This is a genomic window from Actinomycetota bacterium, assembly GCA_004297305.1.
GTDB lineage: Bacteria > Actinomycetota > Actinomycetes > S36-B12 > FW305-bin1 > FW305-bin1.
Genome location: SCTR01000013.1, coordinates 1 through 19,562, shown reverse-complemented (window position 1 = coordinate 19,562; position 19,562 = coordinate 1). Strand labels below are relative to the sequence as shown.

Sequence of the window (19,562 nt, the reverse complement as noted above, 5' to 3'; positions counted from 1 at the left end):
ATTCCGATGGCGGCGGTGAGTTGGGAATGGGATGTGCCGGCGGCGGTGGCGGAGATCCGGTGGGCTCGGGATCACGGGTTCCGGGGGATCGTGTTGCCGAACTTCGATCCGCAGCGGCCGTTGTATCACCCGGATTTCGAGCCGATCTGGAATGTGTTGGACGAGTTGGGGATGGTGGTGAACAGCCATTCGGGGCTGTCGAGCACCTCGACGCGGCCGATCTCGACTCCGGCGGTGCCGCATCCGGCGTGCAGTATCCGGTTGTATGTGCCGGAGATGATGTTCTATGTGCACAGCATTCTGGATCATTTGATTTGGGGTGGGGTGTTGGAGCGTCACCCGGGTCTGAAGGTGGTGCTGACCGAGCAGGGTTCGGGTTGGGTTGTGGGGGCGTTGCAGGAGATGGACTACGCGTATGAGGGTAGTTATTTCCGTACCGACTACCGGCATGTGATCGCGCATAAGCCGAGTGAGTATTTCCGTCGTCAGGTGTTCTTGGGGTCGTCGATCTTCTCGAAGGCTGAGGTGGAGGCGCGGCACAAGATCGGGTTGGACAAGATGATGTTGGGGATGGATTTCCCGCATCATGAGGGGACGTTGCTGGAGACCACGCAGGAGTATCTGCGGGCTACGGTGGGGTCGGCTGGTGTGCCGTTGGACGAGGCGCGGATGTTGTTGGGGGGCAATGCTGCGGCGGTGTTCGGTATCGATCTGGCGGCGTTGGCTCCGATTGCGCAGCAGGTGGGTATCGCGCCGCGGGACATCTTGACGCCGCCGGAGGTCGACCGGTTCCCGCGTGGTGACGTTCACAAGCCGGTCCTGGTCGGCTGAACCGGAGTCTCGCGGTGCCTGTGACCGGGCACCGCGAGACCTGTCCCGACGAGGCAAACGCTAAGGAGAGTTCGGTGGGCGGCGAGGCAAGTGCGTGTCCGGTGTTCCCGTTGCCGCGGGACCGGGCATGCCCGTTCGATCCTGCTCCCGAGCTGGCCCGGATCCAGCGGGAGGACCCGATCTCCCGGGTGCGCATCTGGGACGACTCGACGCCATGGATCATCACCAGATACGCCGACGTCCAGACGGCCCTGTCCGAACCACGGCTGAGCGTCAACACTCAGTTGCCCGGGTACCCGTCGTTCAACGGTGCCAACGCGGTGAAGCAGGGCCTCACCACGTCGTTGATCAATATGGACGAGCCGGAGCACTCGGTCCTGCGCCGTCGGGTCAACCCGACCTTCATGTTCAAGAAGATGGAGGCCTACCGGCCTCGGATCCAGCAGATCGTCGACGACCAGCTCGACGAGTTGCTGGCCGGTCCCAACCCGGCCGACCTGGTCGAGGGCTTCGCCCTACCGGTGCCGTCGCTCGTCATCTGTGAACTGCTGGGCGTGCCGTACGAGCACCGCGACTTCTTCCAGAACGCCAGTACGACGTTGCTGTCGAAGACCTCCGACCCGCAGGAGGCGCGCGTCGTCGCGCAGCAGCTGCTGGACTTCCTGGCCGAGTTGGTCGACATCCGGGCTGCCGACCCCGGCGAGGGCCTGCTCGGACGACTGATCGTCGAGCAGCTGCAGACCGGCAACATGACTCGCGAAGAGCTGGCGACCATGGCCGATCTGGTCCTGGTCGCCGGCCACGAGACCACGGCCAACATGATCGCGCTGGGGACCGCGCTGCTGCTGGGTCGTCCCGACGATCTCGCGGCGATCCGCGACAGCGACGATCCGCAGTTCGTGGCCGACGCGGTCGAGGAACTGCTGCGCTATCTGAACATCACGCACTTCGGCCGGCGCCGGGTCGCGTTGGACGACATCGAGATCGACGGCACCCTCATCCGGGCCGGCGAGGGCCTCATCGTCGCCAACGACATCGCCAACCGGGACCCGGACGTCTTCACCAACCCCGACGAGCTCGATATCCGCCGGACCGACTCTCGGCAGCAGTTGGCCTTCGGCTACGGCATCCACCAGTGCCTCGGCCAGCAGATGGCCCGCATCGAGCTCCAGATCGCCTACCAGTCGCTGTTCCGCCGCATCCCGACCCTCGCGCTGGCGACGTCGGTCGATCAGTTGCCGTTCAAGGCCGACGGGGTGGTCTACGGTCTGCACTCGCTTCCTGTCACCTGGTAGTCCGGTCGTTCTCCGAGAGAGGTCTGTTAGTCGATGAAGGTCATCGTCCACGAGGACATGTGTGTGGGGGCCGGTCAATGTGTGCTGGCCTCTCCTGAGGTCTTCGACCAGAACGACGACGACGGCGTCGTGGTCCTGCTGCAGGAGAACCCGGCCGAGCACTTGCACGAGTCGGTCCGCGAGGCCGCCAGCCTCTGCCCGGCAATGGCGATCACGATCGAGGAGTGATGACGTCGTTGAGGCGCGTCGTCGTCGTCGGGGCGTCGGCAGCGGGCCTGACTGCCGTCGAGACGCTGCGGCGGGAGGGGTACGAGGGAGAGGTCGTCGTGGTCGGCGACGAGACCGCCCACCCGTATGACCGGCCGCCGCTGTCCAAGCAGGTCCTGGCCGGGGCGTGGGAAGCGGATCGCGTCGTGCTGCGCAAGGACGACGTCATCGAGCGGCTGGACGCCCGATGGGTGCTCGGTACCCGGGCGACGGGTGCGGACATTCAGGCACAGCAGGTCACGCTGTCGGACGGCACCACGCTCGGCTACGACGGCCTCGTCATCGCCACGGGCGTCGGGCCCCGGCTGCTGGACTCCGGCCACGACCTGGCCGGAGTCCACATCCTGCGGACCCTCGACCATGCGCTGGCGCTTCGTGCCGAGCTGCGCGCGGCGAAGGCGCTCGTGGTCGTGGGAGCCGGCTTCCTGGGTGCCGAGGTCGCCTCGGTCGCGCGCGACCTGGGCCTGACCGTCACGATGGTGGATCCGCTCGAGGCTCCCATGGTGCGCCAGTTCGGCCCCGTCGTCGGCAACTTCCTCGCCGACCAGCACCGCGCGCGGGGGGTCGACGTGCGGTGCTCCACCGGTGTGGTCGGCTTGGAGGGCCGCGACGGCAAGGTCGCCCGGGTGGTGCTCACCGACGGTACGGCGGTCGACGCCGACGTCGTCCTGGTCGCCATCGGTTCGATCCCCGCGGTCGACTGGCTGGCCGACAGCGGGCTGTCCATCGTCAACGGCGTGGAGTGCGACGAGTTCTGCCAGGCGGCTCCCGGTGTGGTGGCCGCTGGTGATGTCGCATCCTGGGAACACCCGCAACTCGGGCGACTGCGGGTGGAGCACCGGATGAACGCGACCGAGCAGGGGATGGCAGCGGCCAAGACGCTGCTCGGCAAGGGACAGCCGTTCGCGCCGGTGCCGTACTTCTGGTCCGACCAGTACGACCTGAAACTGCAGGCCTACGGCTTGCCGGGCAGCCATGCCGATTTCCAGGTCGTCACCGGCGATCCGGCAGCAGGCAAGTTCGCTGCGCTGTACTCGGTGGCCGGGACCACGATCGCGGCGCTGAGTTGCAACCTGCCTCGCGAGGCGCGGATGCTGCGGCAGCATGTGATCGCGTCGCAGCCGGTGGACGAGGTCGTCGCCGAGATCCGGCAGGCCGCCGTCGCCGGCTAGTACTGGGCCAGGACCCGGCGTCGAGCCACTGAGGGAGTGCCAGCACTGATGGTGGGACTGCACTGATGTCAGGACGTACCGGACCGGCCGCCCTCACCCGGCGGATCGGCCGGTGAAGACGATCCCTCGGGGGAAGAGCCTGGTCGAGGACGTCTATGAACTGGTCCGCCGCCGCATCCTGGTGGGCGACCTCACCCCGGGCCAGCGGCTGCACCTGAGCAGTCTCGCGGCCGACTTCGGGGTGAGCCTGGGCGTCGTCCGAGAGGCCCTCACCCGGCTGGCGTCGGAAGAACTCGCCGTCGCCAGTCCGCAGCAGGGCTTCCGGGTCCGGTCCCTGTCGGTGCCGGACCTCGAGGATCTGACCTGGGTGCGAATCGAGGTGGAGTCGATAGCCCTGCGACGTGCGGTCACCCTGGGCACCGTGCGTTGGGAGTCCGACGTCGTGGCAGCCCATCACGTCCTGCGCGCGACCGCGCCTTTCGTCGATGGGAAGGCCAACCCCGAATGGATGACCGTGCACTCGGTCTTCCATGCCGCGGTCGCCTCGGCGTGCGGCAGCCCGACGCTGCTGCGGGTCCGTCAGGAACTCTTCGATGCCGCCGAGGTCTATCGGTACTGGGCCCGCTTCGCACCGAAGCCGGATCGGGACATCTCCGCCGAGCACGCCGCGATCTGCGACGCCGCAGTCGCTCGCGACGCTGACCAGCTGGTCGCGGCGATGACGCAGCACATCACCGCCACCTTTCGCACGGTGCTGGCCGCGCATGACGCGATCAACGGTCCGGGCAGCGCGGCCGCTGCATCGTGCAATCACGCCATGCGGTTGGCCTGAGGCACAGTTTCTGTTGCCGGCGGTAACGGCCCGTCGGGTCGGCGGCCGGACGAAGGTTGACCTTCTTGACCTGATCGTCCGCCGTGTCTAGCCTGCAGGCGTCCGAAGCGCTTGGGAGTCAGCGGCTAGCGCCGCGGCCCGGGTCGCCCGGCCAGGATGAGGAGTGCCGGCGTCGCGTGGCAGTCTTGACCCCATGCCGGGTGACATGCGCCCGTTGGTGGCGATGATCGGGAGTGTCGATGGGTGAATCTCGAACCAAGGATGAGGCCCTCGATGCGGACGTCATCGTCGTCGGCGCGGGCCCGGTGGGGTTGTCCCTGGCGCTCAATCTCGCCCAGCGGGGTGTTCGTACGGCAATCTTCGAGCGTAAGGACGCGCCGGCGTTCCTGCCGAAGATGGAACGGTGCAACGCCCGTTCGATGGAGATCTTCCGGCGCCTGAACCTCGCCGACGAAATCCGGGCGGCCAGTCGGTTCCGCGACATCCCGATGGACGTCTTCATCGTCACCGATCTCACCGAACCGCCGTTGGTGCAGCTGAAGTATCCGTCGGTGACCGCATCGATCGAGGCGACCCGGCAGTGCCGTGACGCGTCGATGCCGCTCGAGCCGTACCAGCTGATCTCGCAGTACACGCTGGAGCCGCTGCTGAAGCGGCACGCCGAGGCCGACGACCTCATCGACGTCCGGTACAGCAGCGACGTGCTGTCGTTCGAGCAGGACGACGACGGGGTTCGCGTCACCGTCGACGTCGGGCAGGGACGCACGCAGGACTTCACCGCCCGCTACCTGGTCGGTTGCGACGGCGGGCCGAGCACCGTTCGCAAGGCACTGGGGATCAAGCTGGAGGGTCGTGGGCGCATCGTCCCGGTGCACCAGATCTTCTTCCGCAGCGAGGACTTGTTCGACCGCATCGTGACCGGCCACGGCCGGCACTACTACAGCCCGAGTGGCGTGATGGTGGTGCAGGACGACCTCAAGCACTTCATGCTCAACGTTCACCACGTCGAGCCGACGCTGGAGACCGCAGCTGGTCTGGTCCACGACTTCCTCGGGATGCCGGTCGAACTCGAGGTGCTGCACGTCAGCTCGTGGTGGCAGCACCTGCTGGTCGCCGAGCAGTACGCCGACGGCCGGGTCTTCCTGGCCGGCGATGCCAACCATCTGTACATCCCGACCGGTGGCCTGGGTATGAACACCGGCATCGGCGACCAGGACAACCTCGCGTGGAAACTGGCCGCAGCGGTGCAGGGCTGGGCCGGTCCCGGCTTGCTGGCCAGCTACGACCAGGAGCGCCGCAAGGTGGGCCGCCGTAACCGAGATGCGGCCGGCGCCGCAGCCGATGGGCTGAAGTACTGGCGCTCCGTGGCGACCCCCGACTTCTGGGAGAACACGCCTGCCGGTCGGGACAACCGGCAGTTGGTCGCTGACACCGCGGCGGTGCGGCAGCGGCTGGTCCACGAGATGGTCGGGACCGAACTCGGCTACTGCTACGACGAGTCGCCGGTGATCTGTCACGAGTCCGGTGACTCGCCCGACGTGTCGCCGACGGCCTTCGTGCCCTCGACGTTCCCCGGCGTCCGGCTGCCGCACGTGTGGCTTGCGGACGGGACAGCCGTTGCGGATCGCCTCGGCCTCGGATTCACGCTGCTGCGGCTGGGAGCGGCGCAGCACGACACCTCGGCGCTGGAGGCGGCGGTACGGGCCACCGGTGCGCCGCTCGACGTGCTGGATATCGCCGAGGCTCACGTGCGGGAGCTGTACGAGCGCGACCTGCTGCTGATCCGGCCGGATCTGCACGTCGCCTGGCGCGGCGACCTTCCGCCGGCGGACCCGCAGGCCGTCGCAGCCGCGGTGACCGGCGTCGCCGCGGTGCCTGCTGCGGCTGAATTGAGCCACGCGTGATCGCCACCGGCCCGGGCTCCGACTGACCGAGGTGGCCCGGCCACCAGGCGACGTCCGACGCCTGGCTACCCTCACCCTGTCCATTCCCCGGCCGGCCGAACCCGGCCGTCATCGGATCCCCTGTCAGAGAGAGGCAACCAGTGAGACTCGCCACGGTGCGGATCGACGGCGGCACGACCGCGGTGCGACTGGAAGACCAGGCTGCGGTCCGGCTTCCTGCTGTCGACGTCGGTGCGGTGCTGGACCGGCCCGACTGGCGCGACTGGGCTGCGTCGACCGACGGTGAGCGGCTGCCGATCGATGGCCTGGACTACGCGCCGCTGATCCTGCGGCCGGGCAAGATCATCTGTGTCGGGCTGAACTACCGCACGCACATCCTCGAGAGCGGTCAGGAGATTCCCGAGGTTCCGATGTTCTTCGCCAAGTACCCCGAGGCGCTGGTCGGGGCCAACGACGACATCCTGCTGCCGCCGGAGTCCACCCGCGTGGACTGGGAAGCCGAACTGGCCATCGTGATCGGGGCGGCCGGTCGGCGGATCCCCGCTGCCGACGCGTACTCGCACATCGCCGGCTACGCGGTCATGAACGACATCTCGATGCGCGACTGGCAGCTGCGGTCGTCGCAGTGGACCCCGGGCAAGACCTTCGAAGCCTCGGCTCCGTTCGGCCCGTGGCTGCTGACGGACTCCGAGCAGGAGCGCGGCGGCCGGACGCTGACGTGTGAGGTCGCCGGTGAGCGGATGCAGACCGCCGACACCGCCGACCTCGTCTTCGGTCCCGCGGATCTTGTCGAGTTCGTCTCGACCGTCATGACGCTGCGGCCCGGCGACGTGATCGCCTCCGGCACGCCCGGCGGAGTGGGTGGTGCCCGCAATCCCAAGCGATACCTGCGTGCCGGCGAGACGGTGGTGACGGCCATCGACGGGCTGGGGGAGTGCCGCAACGTGTGTGTGGCCGAGCAGGTTCCCGGGTCGCCGCTGGTGAACGCCGTACCCGCTGCCGGCTGAGCAGCGGTCAGCGCATGCGCTGCGACGTCCACGCGCACCTCTGCCCAGCAGATGTGCCCGATTTCGCCGACCGGTTCTCCGACGCGGCGTGGCCGGTGGTCACGCACTCGGACACCGGTTCGGCGATCGAGCGCGCCGGCGCGGTGTACCGGCGGGTTGACGCCCGGTACTGGGGCCTGCCGGAGCGGCTGCGGTTCCTCGACGAGGTAGCCGTCGACGTCCAGGTGGTGTCGCCGCTGCCGGTCCTGCTGCCGTACTGGGCGCCGCCGGCGGAGGCCACGGTGGTCAGCCGCTGGCTCAACGAGGCGACGGCGGCGTACGTGGCGCGGCAGTCGGACCGGTTGATCGGCTTCGGGACCGTCGCTGCGCACGACGGCGCCGGTGTCGAGGCCGCGCTGGACCAGATCGTCGAGCTGGGGCTGGCCGGCGTCGAGATCGGATCCACGTACGGCGGGCTGGAACTGGGCGCACCGGAACTGCGCCCGTTCTTCCACGCCGCCGCCGCTCGGGATCTGCCGGTGCTGCTGCATCCACTGGAGGGCGCGGGGCTCGGCCGTCTCACCGAGACCGCCACCCGGTTCAGTGTCGGCGTGCTGACCGACACCGCGCTGGCGGCCACCTCGTTGGCGCTGTCAGGCGCACTCGACGACGTGCCGGACCTGCGGCTGTGCCTGTCGCACGGCGGCGGCGGTTTCTTCTGGACCTTGCCGCGGCTGCGGGGGATCGTCGACGCCGAGCGCGCCGCCCGGCTCGCCCGGCTGCAGGCCCGAGTCTGGGTGGACTCCGCCTCGGTGTCGGTCGAGCAGCTGGGATATCTTGGCGGCCTGGTCCCATCGGGCAAGATCCTGCTTGGCTCCGACTTCCCCGCGACGGGAAACGGTGATCCAATGGCGGCACTGGCCGCCGTGGGTGAGCCCGACGAGGCCACCCTGCAACGTGCGACCCACGAGTTCCTGCGACGATAAGGGTGAAGCCCGGACCCGTCGGTTCGCAGGCAGTACGACAACAGAATATCGATTCATCTCACAAGTCGCTGAGGACGTTGGTGAGGGGGAGCGCCCCCTGGCAACGCATGCTTGGCAGAGCACTGGAAGGGAGTTTCCATGACCGCACTTGACACCCGTCCGGCCGCCGCCGAGCAGCCCAGCGAGGAAGGCGCGGAGCGGACGGGGCTCGTCGACGCCGACCTGCACATCTCCACGATCAACGGCATGAAGGACATCTATCCCTACATGCCCCTGGCGTGGCGCCGACGGTTCGAGCTGAAGAACGCGGGTACGCAGTACAACCCCCTTCCGCTCAAGTTCAAGCACCCGACGGACAACGCGATCCGCCCGGACTCCGCGGAGTACCCGGGCGCCGTCCCGGCCTCCAGCCCGGAGTTCGTCAAGAAGGACTACCTGGATCGATTCAAGATCGACTTCGGGATTGCCACCAGTCTCGAGGCCGCCGCGTTCGCGTCGGCGATGGCGAGCCCGGACGAGGCGAACGTGCTGTCCGCGGCGTTCAACGACTACTTCTGCGAGCACTGGTGTGAGTACGACACCCGGTACCGCTACGCGATGTGTGTCGGTCCGATGGACCCCGAGGCCGCAGCGGCGGAGATCCGCCGCCGGGGCACCCACCCGGGGGTTGCGGCGGTCTACCTGGCGCAGCAGAACGTCCTGCTCGGCAACCGCCTGCACTACCCGATCTACGAGGCGGCCCAAGAGCTCGACCTGCCGATTCTGCTTCACCTCGCCGGCACTGAGGGCGCCCACATCGGCGCGATGATGCCCGCGGGCGGCGTACCGGAATCCTTCTCCGAGCGGCGGGCCGGCTACTTCCAGTACGCCATGGCGAACGTCAACAGCCTGGCCTTCTCGCAGGTGTTCGTGAAGTTCCCTCGCTTGCGCTTCGCCTTCATCGAGATGGGCTTCTCGTGGCTGCTCAGCACCTTGTGGCGGCTGGACGCCACGTGGAAGGCCACCCGGATCGAGACGCCGTGGCTGACCGAGTTGCCGAGCGAGACTCTTAAGCGGCACGTGCGCTTCGGCACCCAGCCGGTCGAGGAGCCGGCCAACCCGAAGGACTTCTACACGCTGCTGCAGATGCTGGCGACGGACTGGCTCATGTTCACCACCGACTACCCGCACTGGGACGGTGACGAGCCTGAGACCGTCTTCAAGCGGCTCGACCCGTACAACGTCAAGAAGATCATGCGGGCCAACGGCGAATGGATGTTCCGGCTGTCATGAGCGATGACTACGTGAAGATTGATGTCGGCGCGGTCGACGAGTTCCCGGTCGGGACCTTCAAGGTCGTCAACGTCGAGGGCAGCATGGAGATCGGGATCCTGCGCCGCGAGGACGGCAGGTGGCTGGGTCTTCGCAACGCGTGCCCGCATCACCTGGCGCCGATCTGCCGAGGCCAGGTCAGCGGGACGATGCTCCCGGCTGAAGAGGGTTCGGTGGAGTTCGTCTACGGGATGGACGGCCAGATCATCCGCTGCCCGTGGCACGGCTACGAATACAACCTGGACTCCGGTCACAGCGTGATGGACTCCGCGCCGGGCCGGCTTCGGCTGTTCGAGGTGGAGCCTGACGGCGGTCGGGTGCTGCTTCGGATGAAGCAGCGCGTTTCGGCGTAGTCCAGCCTTCCCGTAGCAACGGCGGGCTTGGTCGCCTCTGGCGATCGGGCCCGCCGTTGCTATTTTGTGTCTGTTCGCCGGCCCGATCGCCATGGATCATGTCGACCTCGGGGAGTCGAGGAGGCGGCGTGGCGGCACGTGGGAGCGCAGCGTCCCTGGTCGGGGCGTCCGCTGTCCTACCGCGGCACAACCGCCGACGCGAACAGATCGCCGAGCAGGCCGCCGATCTTTTCGCCGAACGGGGTTTCCACGCCGTACGGATGCAGGACGTGGCGCGCGCCAGCGGGATGACCGCGCGGGCCCTGTACCGGTACTACGGCAACAAGAACGACCTGCTGTCGTACGTCATCCAGCAGGGCCAGCAGCGCCTGCTGCATGCCGTCGAGCCCGGCGGCCCGGCCGTTCCGGCGACCGAGTCGTTCACCACGATGGTCACGTTGCTCGCGCCGGCGGCGCTGCAGAACATCCGGCTGGCTCCGCTCTGGCAGCAGGAGGCCCGGCATCTCGGCGAGCCCGGGTATGCGCAGATCCGGGCCAACACCCATCGCATCGCGGGGACGGTCCGGCGTGCCCTCGGCGAGCAGTACCCCTGGCTGGACGACTACGACCGGGATCTGCGCGGCTGGGCCGTGCTCAGCGTCGTCACCAGCCCGAGCCATCGCGACGGCCGGTACGCCCACGCCGGGTACGCCGGCCTGCTGGCTGACCTGAGCCTCGCGGTCGCCACCGCCGGGCAGCCACCCGCCGACGCGGTCCGGATCTCGCCACAGCTCGCCGGTTGCGCGCGATCTAGTGCCTCGCGCCGGGAGTGCCTGCTGACGGTGACCGCCGCGATGCTGCGCCGCCACGGCTACGGCGGGGTGAGCATCGACGACGTCGGCCGCGAGGCGGGCATCGCCGGGCCCGCGGTGTACCGGTACTTCGACAGCAAGTCCGAGTTGTTGCTGGCGTGCGTCGAGCGACTGCACGAATGGATCGCCTTGGAGACCACGCGCGCGCTGGCCGCCGCCACGGACGACCGAGACGTGCTGCCTGCCTTGGTGGCCGGGTACCTGCGGGTCGCCATGGAGGCGACCGACCTGCTCGCGGTGGCTCGGACGGAGTCCCAGCATCTGCCGGACCGCGCGCGGGAGCGCGCCCGGCGGTTCCGGGTCGACTTCGCAGCGGAGTGGGTGCGCTGGGCGCGACGGCGCTGTCCGCAGCTCAGTGACGCCCAGGCGGTGGTGCGAGTGGCGGCCGCGTTGACCGTCATCGACGACCTGGTCCGGGTCCGGCGGCTGGCGCGCGATCCCCGGTTCGCGGCCGAGCTGACCGCGATCGTCATGGCCATTTTCGGTGCGCCGGTCCGGCCCCTACCCCAAGAGGGTGCCGCTGGTCCGCCGATCGCCGATTTCCGTCGATAACATCCGTTGACATCGATGCAACAGCCCGGCCACTATTGCCCGTCGGCGCTGCCGTGGGCGACCTGTGTGGGCGATTAGCGGCGGTGGACTCGGGTGATCTCAGCCGGCGGCGGCAGCCGCTGATGGCTGGCCGGTCGGGGGATAGTCGGGCAATGCCCGGCATGGCAACGTGAGCACGCCGAGACGTCTGCGGCCACGTGCCGACCGATCGACCGACCTGCCCGCAAGCTCACGACACGGAGGATGGCGCGTGACCGACGGTTTGGACTCCCTTCGCTGGTCCACGGAGGATGGGATCGCGACGGTGTGGCTGGACAACCCACCGGTCAACGCCTGTACGAACGCCACGTACGAGGCCATCGAGACCTTCTTCTCCTCGGCACGGGAGTACCTGCCCGACGCGCGGGTCATCGTGCTCACCGGCGCCGGCAAGCACTTCTGCGGCGGCAACGACCTCAACGAGTTCCTGACGATGACCCCGGAGAACGCGGGGGCGCGCATGGCGCAGGTCCGCGCGTCGTTCTTCGCCATCTACGACTGCGAACTGCCGGTGGTCGGCGCCGTCCACGGAGTGGCCCTCGGGACCGGTCTGGCCATCGTCGCCTCCTGCGACGTGGTCGTGGCGTCCGAGGACGCGAGGATCGGGCTGCCGGAGGTCGGGGTCGGGGTGATGGGCGGAGCGAAGCACGCCTCGCGCCTGCTGCCGCAGCAGCTCGTCCGGTACCTGCACCTGACCGCCGAGCCGCTGCCGGCCAGCGAGTTCGCCCGCTTCGGGGGCGTCCTGTCCGTCGTGCCGCGCGAGCAGCTCATGGACGAGGCCTACCGGGTGGCGCGGTTGATCGCGCGACACAGCCCGGTGGCCCTGCGCTTCGCCAAGAAGAGCCTCAACACCATCGAGTACATGGACATCAAGGCTGGCTACGAGTTCGAGCAGGGCCTGTCCGGCGAGCTGTCGGCCTACGCCGATTCCAAGGAAGCCGTCAACGCGTTCTTCGAGCGCCGTGAGCCGCGGTACACCGGAGCATGAGCATGACAGTTCCCCACCGGCCCACCGACGTCGACGACGACCTGGTCGCCTTCGCCGCCTCGGCCAGGACGTGGTTGAGCGAGGTCGAGATTCCCCGCGCGCCACTGGACCTCGACGAGCGCTTCGTGGTGCTCCGCCAGTGGCAGCGCACGCTGTTCGACGCCGGCTGGATGGGGTTGAGCTGGTCTCGCGACTCCGGCGGTCAGGGCCTCACCCCCCGCCATCAGCTCGTGTTCTCGCAGGAGCTCGCCCGGGCCCACGCCCCGGCGCCCATCGGCCTCATCGGACTGGACGTGGTCGGCCCGTCGATCCACGCCTTCGGGACGCCGGAACAGCGCGCTCGGGTCCTGCCGCCGTTGCTGTCGGGCGACGAGATCTGGTGTCAGGGGTTCTCGGAGCCTGAGGCGGGTTCCGACCTCGGGTCGTTGCGCACCAAGGCAGTCCGCGACGGCGACGACTACGTCGTGGACGGCCAGAAGGTGTGGACCAGCTGGGCCGAGCAGGCGCAGTGGTGCGCGGTGCTCTGCCGGACCGATCCGACCGCGACGCCGAAGCATCGGGGCATCTCGTACCTGCTCGTGCCGATGTCCACGCCCGGCATCACGGTCCGCCCGATCGTGCAGATGACCGGCGACGCGGAGTTCTGCGAGGTGTTCTTCGACGGCGTTCGCGTGCCGGTCGAGAATCTGGTCGGCCCCGAGAACGGCGGCTGGCGCATCGCTATGGACACGCTGTCGCGCGAGCGAAGCAGCTACACGATCCGCCGGATGACCGAGATCGGCTGGATGCTTGACGACGCCGTCGCCGCGCTGCGCGACGTTCCGGCCGGTCCCGAGGGCGAGCGGATCTACCGCGCGATCGGCCGTGCCGAGGTGGCGATCCGGGCGCTCGAGGCCCAGACGCGGACGACGGTCGAGCGGCTGGTGGAGGATGCCGGGCCCAGCGCGTACGACTCGATCGACAAGCTGATCCTCAACGACACCGAACAGATCGTCTGCGAGGCCCTGGCGGAGTTGTTGGGGCCCTTCCGGGCCGCGCACGGCCAGCCCTATGGACTCGACCCGAGTCTGATCGTGCACGATCACCTGTACTCACGGGCGGCATCGATCTACGGCGGTGCCCAGCAGATCCAGCGCAACATCGTCGCCGATCGACTCCTCGGTCTGCCGAAGGGAGCGTCATGACCGTGACCGCCACTGACGCTGCTTTCGCCAAAGGCCTGCAGGAGTTCCTGGACCGCAGGGTCGGCGCACTGGCCGCCGGCCACGGTGGCTGGGATGCGGCGCTTTTCGCCGACGTCCTGCAGCAGGGGTGGGCCGACCTCGCTGTCCCGGTCGAGCAGGACGGTCTTGGTGCCGGCCTGGCAGACCTGCGACCGTTGATGACCTTGATGGGCGACCGCCTGGTGCCGGGTCCGCTGGTGGAGTCGGTCGTCCTGCCGGCCGTTCTCGGCGTGCCGACCGAACAGGTTCTCGCGTTCGCCGACCCTGAGGCGGCCATCGGCTGGTCCACGCAGCAGGGTCAGCTGCGTTTTGCCGACGGGGTGCTCGACGGCAGCCTCGAACTCGTCCGCTTTGCCGCCGAGGCAGAGCTGCTCGTCGTCGTGGCCCAGGGTGCCGACGGTGGCCCGGTGCTACTCGCGCTGCCCGGCGATCAAGCCGGACTGCTCGTGCAGGACACGGCCTCCGAAGACCCCAGTTCGCATTACGCCCGGTTGACTGCGACCGCGGTGCAGGTCGACCCGGGCGCGGTGCTGGCCGCTGGCAGCGACGCGGTCGCCCGGCTCGTGACCGCCCGGGCCTGGATCCGGGTGCTGCTGTCGTGCGAGCTGGCCGGGATCGCCCGGCGGGTCCTGCAGGACACGATCACCTACGTATCCGCGCGCGAGCAGTTCGGCCGGCCGATCGGTTCCTTCCAGGCCATCAAACACCTGGTGGCGGCGATGGCGCAGGCGACGTTTGCGCTGGAGTCCTACACCGCGGCGGTGGCCGCGGACGCTGCCGAGCAGTCCCCGGCCGAGCTCGAACAGGCCGCCTGGGCGCTCAAGGCGTTCGCCTCGCAGGCGTGCCGGTCGGTATGCGAGACGGGCCTGCAGGCCCACGGCGGGATCGGCTTCACCACCGAGTACCACCTGCACTGGTATCTGCGCCGGGCGTACGCCCTCGACTACTGGTACGGCAACGGCGAGTCGTTGTACGAACTCGTCGGCGCCCGCCGGGTTGGGACCACGGCGTAGATGCGCGGCACGAGAGGCTCCGGAACGGGTTGTGCCGGATCGGTCACTGCCCTGAACGGGAGGCAGGGCATACACTGTGGTGTCGCACACCCGGGTCCCGGGTCGGCGCCCGATCGGATCAGTGTCGGGCGCGGTCGGGCCGGCGGGGAGTCCTGGGTCGGCGATGTCGCGTTCGTGCACCGCGCAGGGGACTGCCCGGGTGACCGCCGATATGGTCACAGGGCTACCACGGATCAGGTGGGCATGGCGTTTTTCGATGAAGCTACGAAGCAACTCATCCGGACGGAGTGCAGTTGATGGACAGTCCACTGGCCACGAGTGAGCCACCGCTGCAAGCAGGCGAGCGCGAGCTCCTGCGGATCGATCATGTGAAGTACAACTATCCGAATGGGACCGCGGCGCTCCGGGACATCTCCTTGACGATGCGGTCCGGACACAATATCGCAGTGATCGGTCCCAGTGGCTGTGGCAAGTCCACGCTCCTGTCGGTCGTCGCTGGCTTGGCAAAGCCCACCGGTGGCACGCTCAGCTGGAATCGGACGACGGACAAGGACGTCCACCCGCTGTCGATGATGTTCCAGAAGGACACGCTGCTTCCCTGGCTCACGGTCAGAAAGAACATCCAGATCTCCTTCAAGTTCAGGCACATCAAGGGCCCCAAGGTCAAGGCCCAGATTGACGAGCTGTTGGAGATGGCCGGCCTGCAGCTTGCCGGTGACAGCTACCCGTACCAGCTCTCCGGCGGTATGCGTCGGCGGGCGCAGTTCCTGACGTCCGTGGCGCCCAAGCCGGAGATCCTGCTCCTGGACGAGCCGTTCTCCTCGCTGGACGAGCCGACTCGGATCGAACTTCACCAGGACGTGCTGAAGATCGCCCGCGATCTGAACATGTCGCTCCTGCTGGTAACCCACGACCTGTCGGAAGCGATCTCGCTGTCCGACGAGATCATTGTCCTGACGCAGCGTCCCGCTGCGGTGTCGTACAACCGCACGGTCCCGTTCGGCCGTGACCGGGACATGCACGCGCTTCGGGAGGACCCGACCTTCCTGGCGACGTATGGCGAGGTATGGCACCAACTCAACGAGCAGATTCAGGCCTAGGTGGTATCCATGGCAGACAAAGTGGCCCAGGCGACCCGGGGCGAGGACGTGCTCGAGGAGACGGTGGACCAGCCGTCGACCGTGACCCGCGAGATGGAGAACATCACCGGCGGGCGTTCGCGAGAGATCCGCTTGGCGCGGGGACCGATCATCGCGTGTCAGCTGGCGATCTTGATCGCCTTCCTGCTGGCGTGGCAGTACCTCCCGCAGATTCCGGCGTTGAGTTCGCGGTTCAAGTTCATGGACCCGTTCTTCATCAGCTCACCGACGCAGGTGGCTCAGAAGGTCGTTGACCTCGCGACGGGCCGCAACGAGTCGATCCTCATCTGGCCGTACCTGTGGAACACCCTGCAGGCGGCCCTGGTCGGTCTCGTGATCGGTATCTGTCTGGGAGCGCTCGTCGGCCTGCTGCTGAGTGGGTCGCAGTTCGCTGCCCGGGTCATGCGGCCGTTCATCGACGCACTGAACGCGACGCCGCGAGTGGCGTTCATCCCGATCATCGTGATCATCTTCGGGCCGACGCAGCTCAGCTCGATCGTGGTCTCGCTGCTGGTCGTGTTCTTCGTGTCGTTCTTCAACGCCTACGAGGGTGGCGTCACGGTTGCCCCCCAGCTGGTGCAGAACGCGTCGATCCTCGGAGCGAGCCGAGCCGCGGTCATGCGTCGTGTACGGCTGCCGTTCGTGCTGGCGTGGACCATGGCGGCGATTCCCGTCGCGCTGGCGTTCTCGCTGCTCTCGGTCGTCACCGCAGAAATCCTCACCGGTGCGCCCGGCATCGGCCGGCTGATCACGCAGGCCACCAGCACCGTCGACGCGACGCTCACGTTCGCGATCGTCATCTACCTGGCGGTCATGGGTGCTTCGCTGGTCGCCATCGCCGACGCGATCAAGCGGCGCGCGATGCACTGGTGGGTCGCCGGCGGTTGATCCTTCGACGCGAGGGCAGGCCGACGGCCTGCCCTCGCGTCATGTCCATGTCGATCACGACCGTCGTCGACCGGGTTGCGGGTCGGCCACGTTGAGAAGGGACCACGCGTCGGTGACCCTGACTGCCGAAGACACCCAAGAGATCAATCAGCTCATCTATCGCTACAGCTATGCCGTCGACGAGCGGGACTGGGACGCGATGGCGGACATCTTCACGCCGGATGCGGTCTTCGACTCCTCGGCCATGGGGCTGGCTCCGGTCACCGGACTGCCCGCGATCGTCGCCCACCTCAGCAAGCGGAGCGTGCCCACCGCCCACCTGTTCACCAACCTGGTGGTGACCGAAGAGGACGGCGAGGTCTTCGTCAAGGCGCGGGGGCTCAATCCCGATCCCGAAGGCCGGATCGTCGTGTCCGTGGTCCGGGAGAAAGTGGTCCGGACTCCCGCCGGGTGGCGGATCGCCGCGCAGACCGCTGTCAGCCTGCTGCGGCCGGGGCCGGAGATCGTCAGAAGCTGACCGAAGGAAACCAGGCGCCGTGGTCGGCGGGGCGAGCCGACCGCCGCCACACCGATTGGACAACCTGGTATGGAATCTGCGGTTCCCCCTCTCCTGCTGCGAGACCTGCTGGCCCGCAATGCCGAGATCTACCCGAACGATCGCGCGGTGGTGTGCGGCACGGTCACCCGGACATGGACGCAGCTGCAGGAGCGGGTGTTCCGGCTCGCCAACCGGTTGCGGCAGGCCGGCGTCGACCGTGGCGACCGCATCATCGCCGTGCAGCGCAACGGTGCCGAAATTCCGGAGATCTATTTTGCGGCCGCGCTGCTCGGCGCCATGACTGTTCCGATCAGCAACTGGCTCACCGAGGCGGAGGCTTCGTACATCGTCTCGGACTCGACACCGGCTTTCGCTTTCGTCGAAGCCGGTCACGCCGCGACGGCAGCGTTCGCCAACGTCCCGACCGTCGCCACGAAGTCGCCGGCGTACGAGGACTTCCTGGCAGCCGGATCGGCGGACGAGCCGCCGGAGGTGGAAACAGCAGGCGACCCCGTCTTCCTGATGTACACCTCGGGGACCACGGGGCGTCCCAAGGGCGTCGTCACCACCCAGTCGGCGATGATCCAGAACGGCTGGCACATCCTGCTCTCGCAGGATATGACGCACGACGACGTGTTCTTGAGCTCGACGCCGCTGACTCACGCCGCGGCCGGGACCCGGGTCTTCAGCATGGCGCTGGACGGCCACGCACACGTCATCCTGGAGCGGTACACCGCTGAGGCGTTCATCGAGGCCGTCGAGACCCATGGCGTGACCGTCACGATCCTCGTGCCCACCATGATCAAGGCGCTGCTGGACAGCGAGGCGTTCGATGCCGCTCGACTGTCCTCCATGCGGGTGCTGATCTACGGCGCAGCGCCGACTCCGCTCAATCTGGTCGAGCGAGCCGCGGCGATGCTGCCGTGCGGTCTGTTGCACAGCTACGGCCAGACCGAAACGGGCACGGCTCTCACGGTGCTGACGCCGGACGAACACCGGCGCTTCCTGGCAGACCCCGCCACCAAGAGCCGAGCCTCGTCCATCGGCCGGGTGATCGCCGGAGTCCGGATGAAGATCGTGGACGAGGATGGCGTGGAACTGCCGGCGGGGCAGGCCGGCGAGCTGGTGGTCCGGTCGACCAAAGGCATGATCGGCTACTGGCACCTGCCCGAGGCGACCGCGTCGGTCCTCTCGGCGGGTTGGATCAGGACCGGAGATGTGGCCAGCAAGGACGACGACGGCTACTACTTCTTGCACGACCGGCAGAAGGACATGTTCATCTCCGGTGGCCTGAACGTCTATCCGCTCGAGATCGAACGTGTCCTGCTCGGTGTGCCAGGCATCCTCGAATGTGCCGTCGTCGGTGGGGCCGACGACCACTGGGGCGAGGTGCCGGTCGCTTTCATCGTCGGAACACCCGAGCTTCTCACCGCCGCACAAGAGGCGTGCGCCGCCCAACTTGCCGGCTACAAACAGCCCAAGCGCTACGAGTTCGTGGACAGCCTGCCTCGTAACGGCACCGGCAAAGTGATGAAGCCCGAACTACGCGACCGGCTGCGCTCGATGGCGGCCCTGCTCCCGGAGGATGCCTCGTGACCACGTTCCCGGCCCCCGACACCTTTCCCAACCACACCTCGCTACGTCGCCGGACGTCGCGCGACACCGAGGGCGATGCTTCGCGCGTGCTCGGCAAGCTGGAGGCCACCGGACAGGACCTGACGATCTCGCGGCTGGTCGCCAACGCCGGGCAGGTTCTACGGCCCTTCATGTTGATGTCCAGCGCGCTGCTGGTCCAGGCCACGCTGCCGTCGTCCGTCCGGGAGGTCGTCATCCTCCGGATCGCCCAGCAGCAGCAGACCTCCTACGAATGGGCTGAGCACGTCCCGATGGCGCTGCGGGCCGGGGTCACCCAGCAGCAGATCGACGCGATCGAAGCTGGCCAGGTGGACGAGCAGCTGTTCTCCGCGGACGAACTGCTCGCGGTCGGTATCGCCGAGCGGCTGCTGGCCGGCGGCGGCGTGCCCCCGGAGGACTTCGCTGCGGCCCGCGAGCGGTGGACCGACGACGGCGCGCTCGAACTCGTGCTCAGTGTCGGATGGTGGGGCGGATTGGTCCCCGTGGTCATCCGGGCGTTGGGCCTGGTGGACGCCGACCGCGATCCGTCGGTGGGGTTGACCGCCCCGGAACGGTCCGCCTAGCATCGATCTTCGCCAGGGCTCTGCACATTTCCCAGTAGCAATTTCCATAGGACGGTAGGGACTTCTGATGGCCGAAGCGTTCACGATCATCTCCAGCGACGGTCATGCTGGTGCGCTGATGGAGGATTACCGTCCGTATTTGGATCCGAAGTTCCGGGAAGAGTTCGACGCGTTCTTGGTGGAGTGGAATGAGAAG

General features: G+C 68.0%; 19 protein-coding genes. All 19 read left to right on the top strand.

Translation table 11 applies throughout. The features are described from left to right. The coding region (locus tag EPO13_12485) for an amidohydrolase (GenBank protein ID TAK68051.1) at positions 1–831 on the top strand (831 nt) is incomplete at its 5' end. A gap of 74 nt (positions 832–905) precedes the next feature. Continuing rightward, the gene (locus EPO13_12480; GenBank protein TAK68050.1) at positions 906–2,126 is read left to right on the top strand and encodes a cytochrome P450; all 1,221 of its coding nucleotides are present in this window, start codon (positions 906–908) and stop codon (positions 2,124–2,126) included. A gap of 33 nt (positions 2,127–2,159) precedes the next feature. Further along, positions 2,160–2,354 carry a ferredoxin gene (locus EPO13_12475; GenBank protein TAK68049.1) on the top strand — a complete coding sequence of 65 codons (195 nt, stop codon included), beginning with the start codon at positions 2,160–2,162 and terminating at the stop codon, positions 2,352–2,354. Continuing rightward, complete coding sequence (locus EPO13_12470) at positions 2,354–3,565, top strand: FAD-dependent oxidoreductase (protein ID TAK68048.1); 1,212 nt, start codon at positions 2,354–2,356, stop codon at positions 3,563–3,565. Before EPO13_12475 ends, EPO13_12470 begins: the two co-directional genes overlap by 1 nt. A 112-nt stretch (positions 3,566–3,677) precedes the next feature. Further along, positions 3,678–4,397, top strand: a complete 720-nt coding sequence (locus EPO13_12465; protein ID TAK68047.1) for a GntR family transcriptional regulator — start codon at positions 3,678–3,680, stop codon at positions 4,395–4,397. A 239-nt stretch (positions 4,398–4,636) separates the two neighbouring features. Next, positions 4,637–6,301 (top strand): FAD-dependent oxidoreductase, encoded by a 1,665-nt coding sequence (locus EPO13_12460; protein TAK68046.1) that lies wholly within the window; start codon positions 4,637–4,639, stop codon positions 6,299–6,301. Positions 6,302–6,441: 140 nt separating this feature from the next. Beyond that, on the top strand, positions 6,442–7,308 hold the full coding sequence (locus EPO13_12455; protein ID TAK68045.1) for an FAA hydrolase family protein: 867 nt from the start codon (positions 6,442–6,444) through the stop codon (positions 7,306–7,308). 14 nt (positions 7,309–7,322) lie between these two features. Further along, positions 7,323–8,273 carry a hypothetical protein gene (locus EPO13_12450; protein ID TAK68044.1) on the top strand — a complete coding sequence of 317 codons (951 nt, stop codon included), beginning with the start codon at positions 7,323–7,325 and terminating at the stop codon, positions 8,271–8,273. A 138-nt stretch (positions 8,274–8,411) separates the two neighbouring features. Next, complete coding sequence (locus tag EPO13_12445) at positions 8,412–9,545, top strand: hypothetical protein (GenBank protein TAK68043.1); 1,134 nt, start codon at positions 8,412–8,414, stop codon at positions 9,543–9,545. Beyond that, the gene (locus tag EPO13_12440; protein ID TAK68042.1) at positions 9,524–9,937 is read left to right on the top strand and encodes a Rieske (2Fe-2S) protein; all 414 of its coding nucleotides are present in this window, start codon (positions 9,524–9,526) and stop codon (positions 9,935–9,937) included. The genes EPO13_12445 and EPO13_12440 overlap by 22 nt, the downstream gene beginning before the upstream one ends. 98 nt (positions 9,938–10,035) lie before the next feature. Further along, on the top strand, positions 10,036–11,340 hold the full coding sequence (locus EPO13_12435) for a TetR/AcrR family transcriptional regulator (GenBank protein ID TAK68041.1): 1,305 nt from the start codon (positions 10,036–10,038) through the stop codon (positions 11,338–11,340). A 262-nt stretch (positions 11,341–11,602) separates the two neighbouring features. Next, positions 11,603–12,367, top strand: a complete 765-nt coding sequence (locus EPO13_12430) for a crotonase (protein ID TAK68052.1) — start codon at positions 11,603–11,605, stop codon at positions 12,365–12,367. A 2-nt stretch (positions 12,368–12,369) separates the two neighbouring features. After that, positions 12,370–13,551, top strand: coding sequence for an acyl-CoA dehydrogenase (locus tag EPO13_12425; protein TAK68040.1), 1,182 nt, complete (start codon positions 12,370–12,372; stop codon positions 13,549–13,551). Then, a complete protein-coding gene (locus tag EPO13_12420; protein ID TAK68039.1) occupies positions 13,548–14,603 on the top strand; it encodes an acyl-CoA dehydrogenase in 1,056 nt (351 codons plus the stop codon). Before EPO13_12425 ends, EPO13_12420 begins: the two co-directional genes overlap by 4 nt. A gap of 296 nt (positions 14,604–14,899) precedes the next feature. Then, a complete protein-coding gene (locus EPO13_12415) occupies positions 14,900–15,703 on the top strand; it encodes an ABC transporter ATP-binding protein (GenBank protein TAK68038.1) in 804 nt (267 codons plus the stop codon). A gap of 9 nt (positions 15,704–15,712) precedes the next feature. Beyond that, positions 15,713–16,630: an ABC transporter permease subunit gene (locus EPO13_12410; GenBank protein ID TAK68037.1), complete on the top strand. Its 918-nt coding sequence runs from the start codon at positions 15,713–15,715 to the stop codon at positions 16,628–16,630. After that, a complete protein-coding gene (locus tag EPO13_12405) occupies positions 16,560–17,147 on the top strand; it encodes a nuclear transport factor 2 family protein (GenBank protein TAK68036.1) in 588 nt (195 codons plus the stop codon). Before EPO13_12410 ends, EPO13_12405 begins: the two co-directional genes overlap by 71 nt. A gap of 69 nt (positions 17,148–17,216) precedes the next feature. Further along, positions 17,217–18,764 (top strand): hypothetical protein, encoded by a 1,548-nt coding sequence (locus EPO13_12400; GenBank protein ID TAK68035.1) that lies wholly within the window; start codon positions 17,217–17,219, stop codon positions 18,762–18,764. Further along, entirely contained in the window at positions 18,761–19,366 is a 606-nt protein-coding gene (locus EPO13_12395; GenBank protein ID TAK68034.1) for a carboxymuconolactone decarboxylase family protein, read from the top strand. The genes EPO13_12400 and EPO13_12395 overlap by 4 nt, the downstream gene beginning before the upstream one ends. The last annotated feature ends 196 nt before the right edge of the window (positions 19,367–19,562 follow it).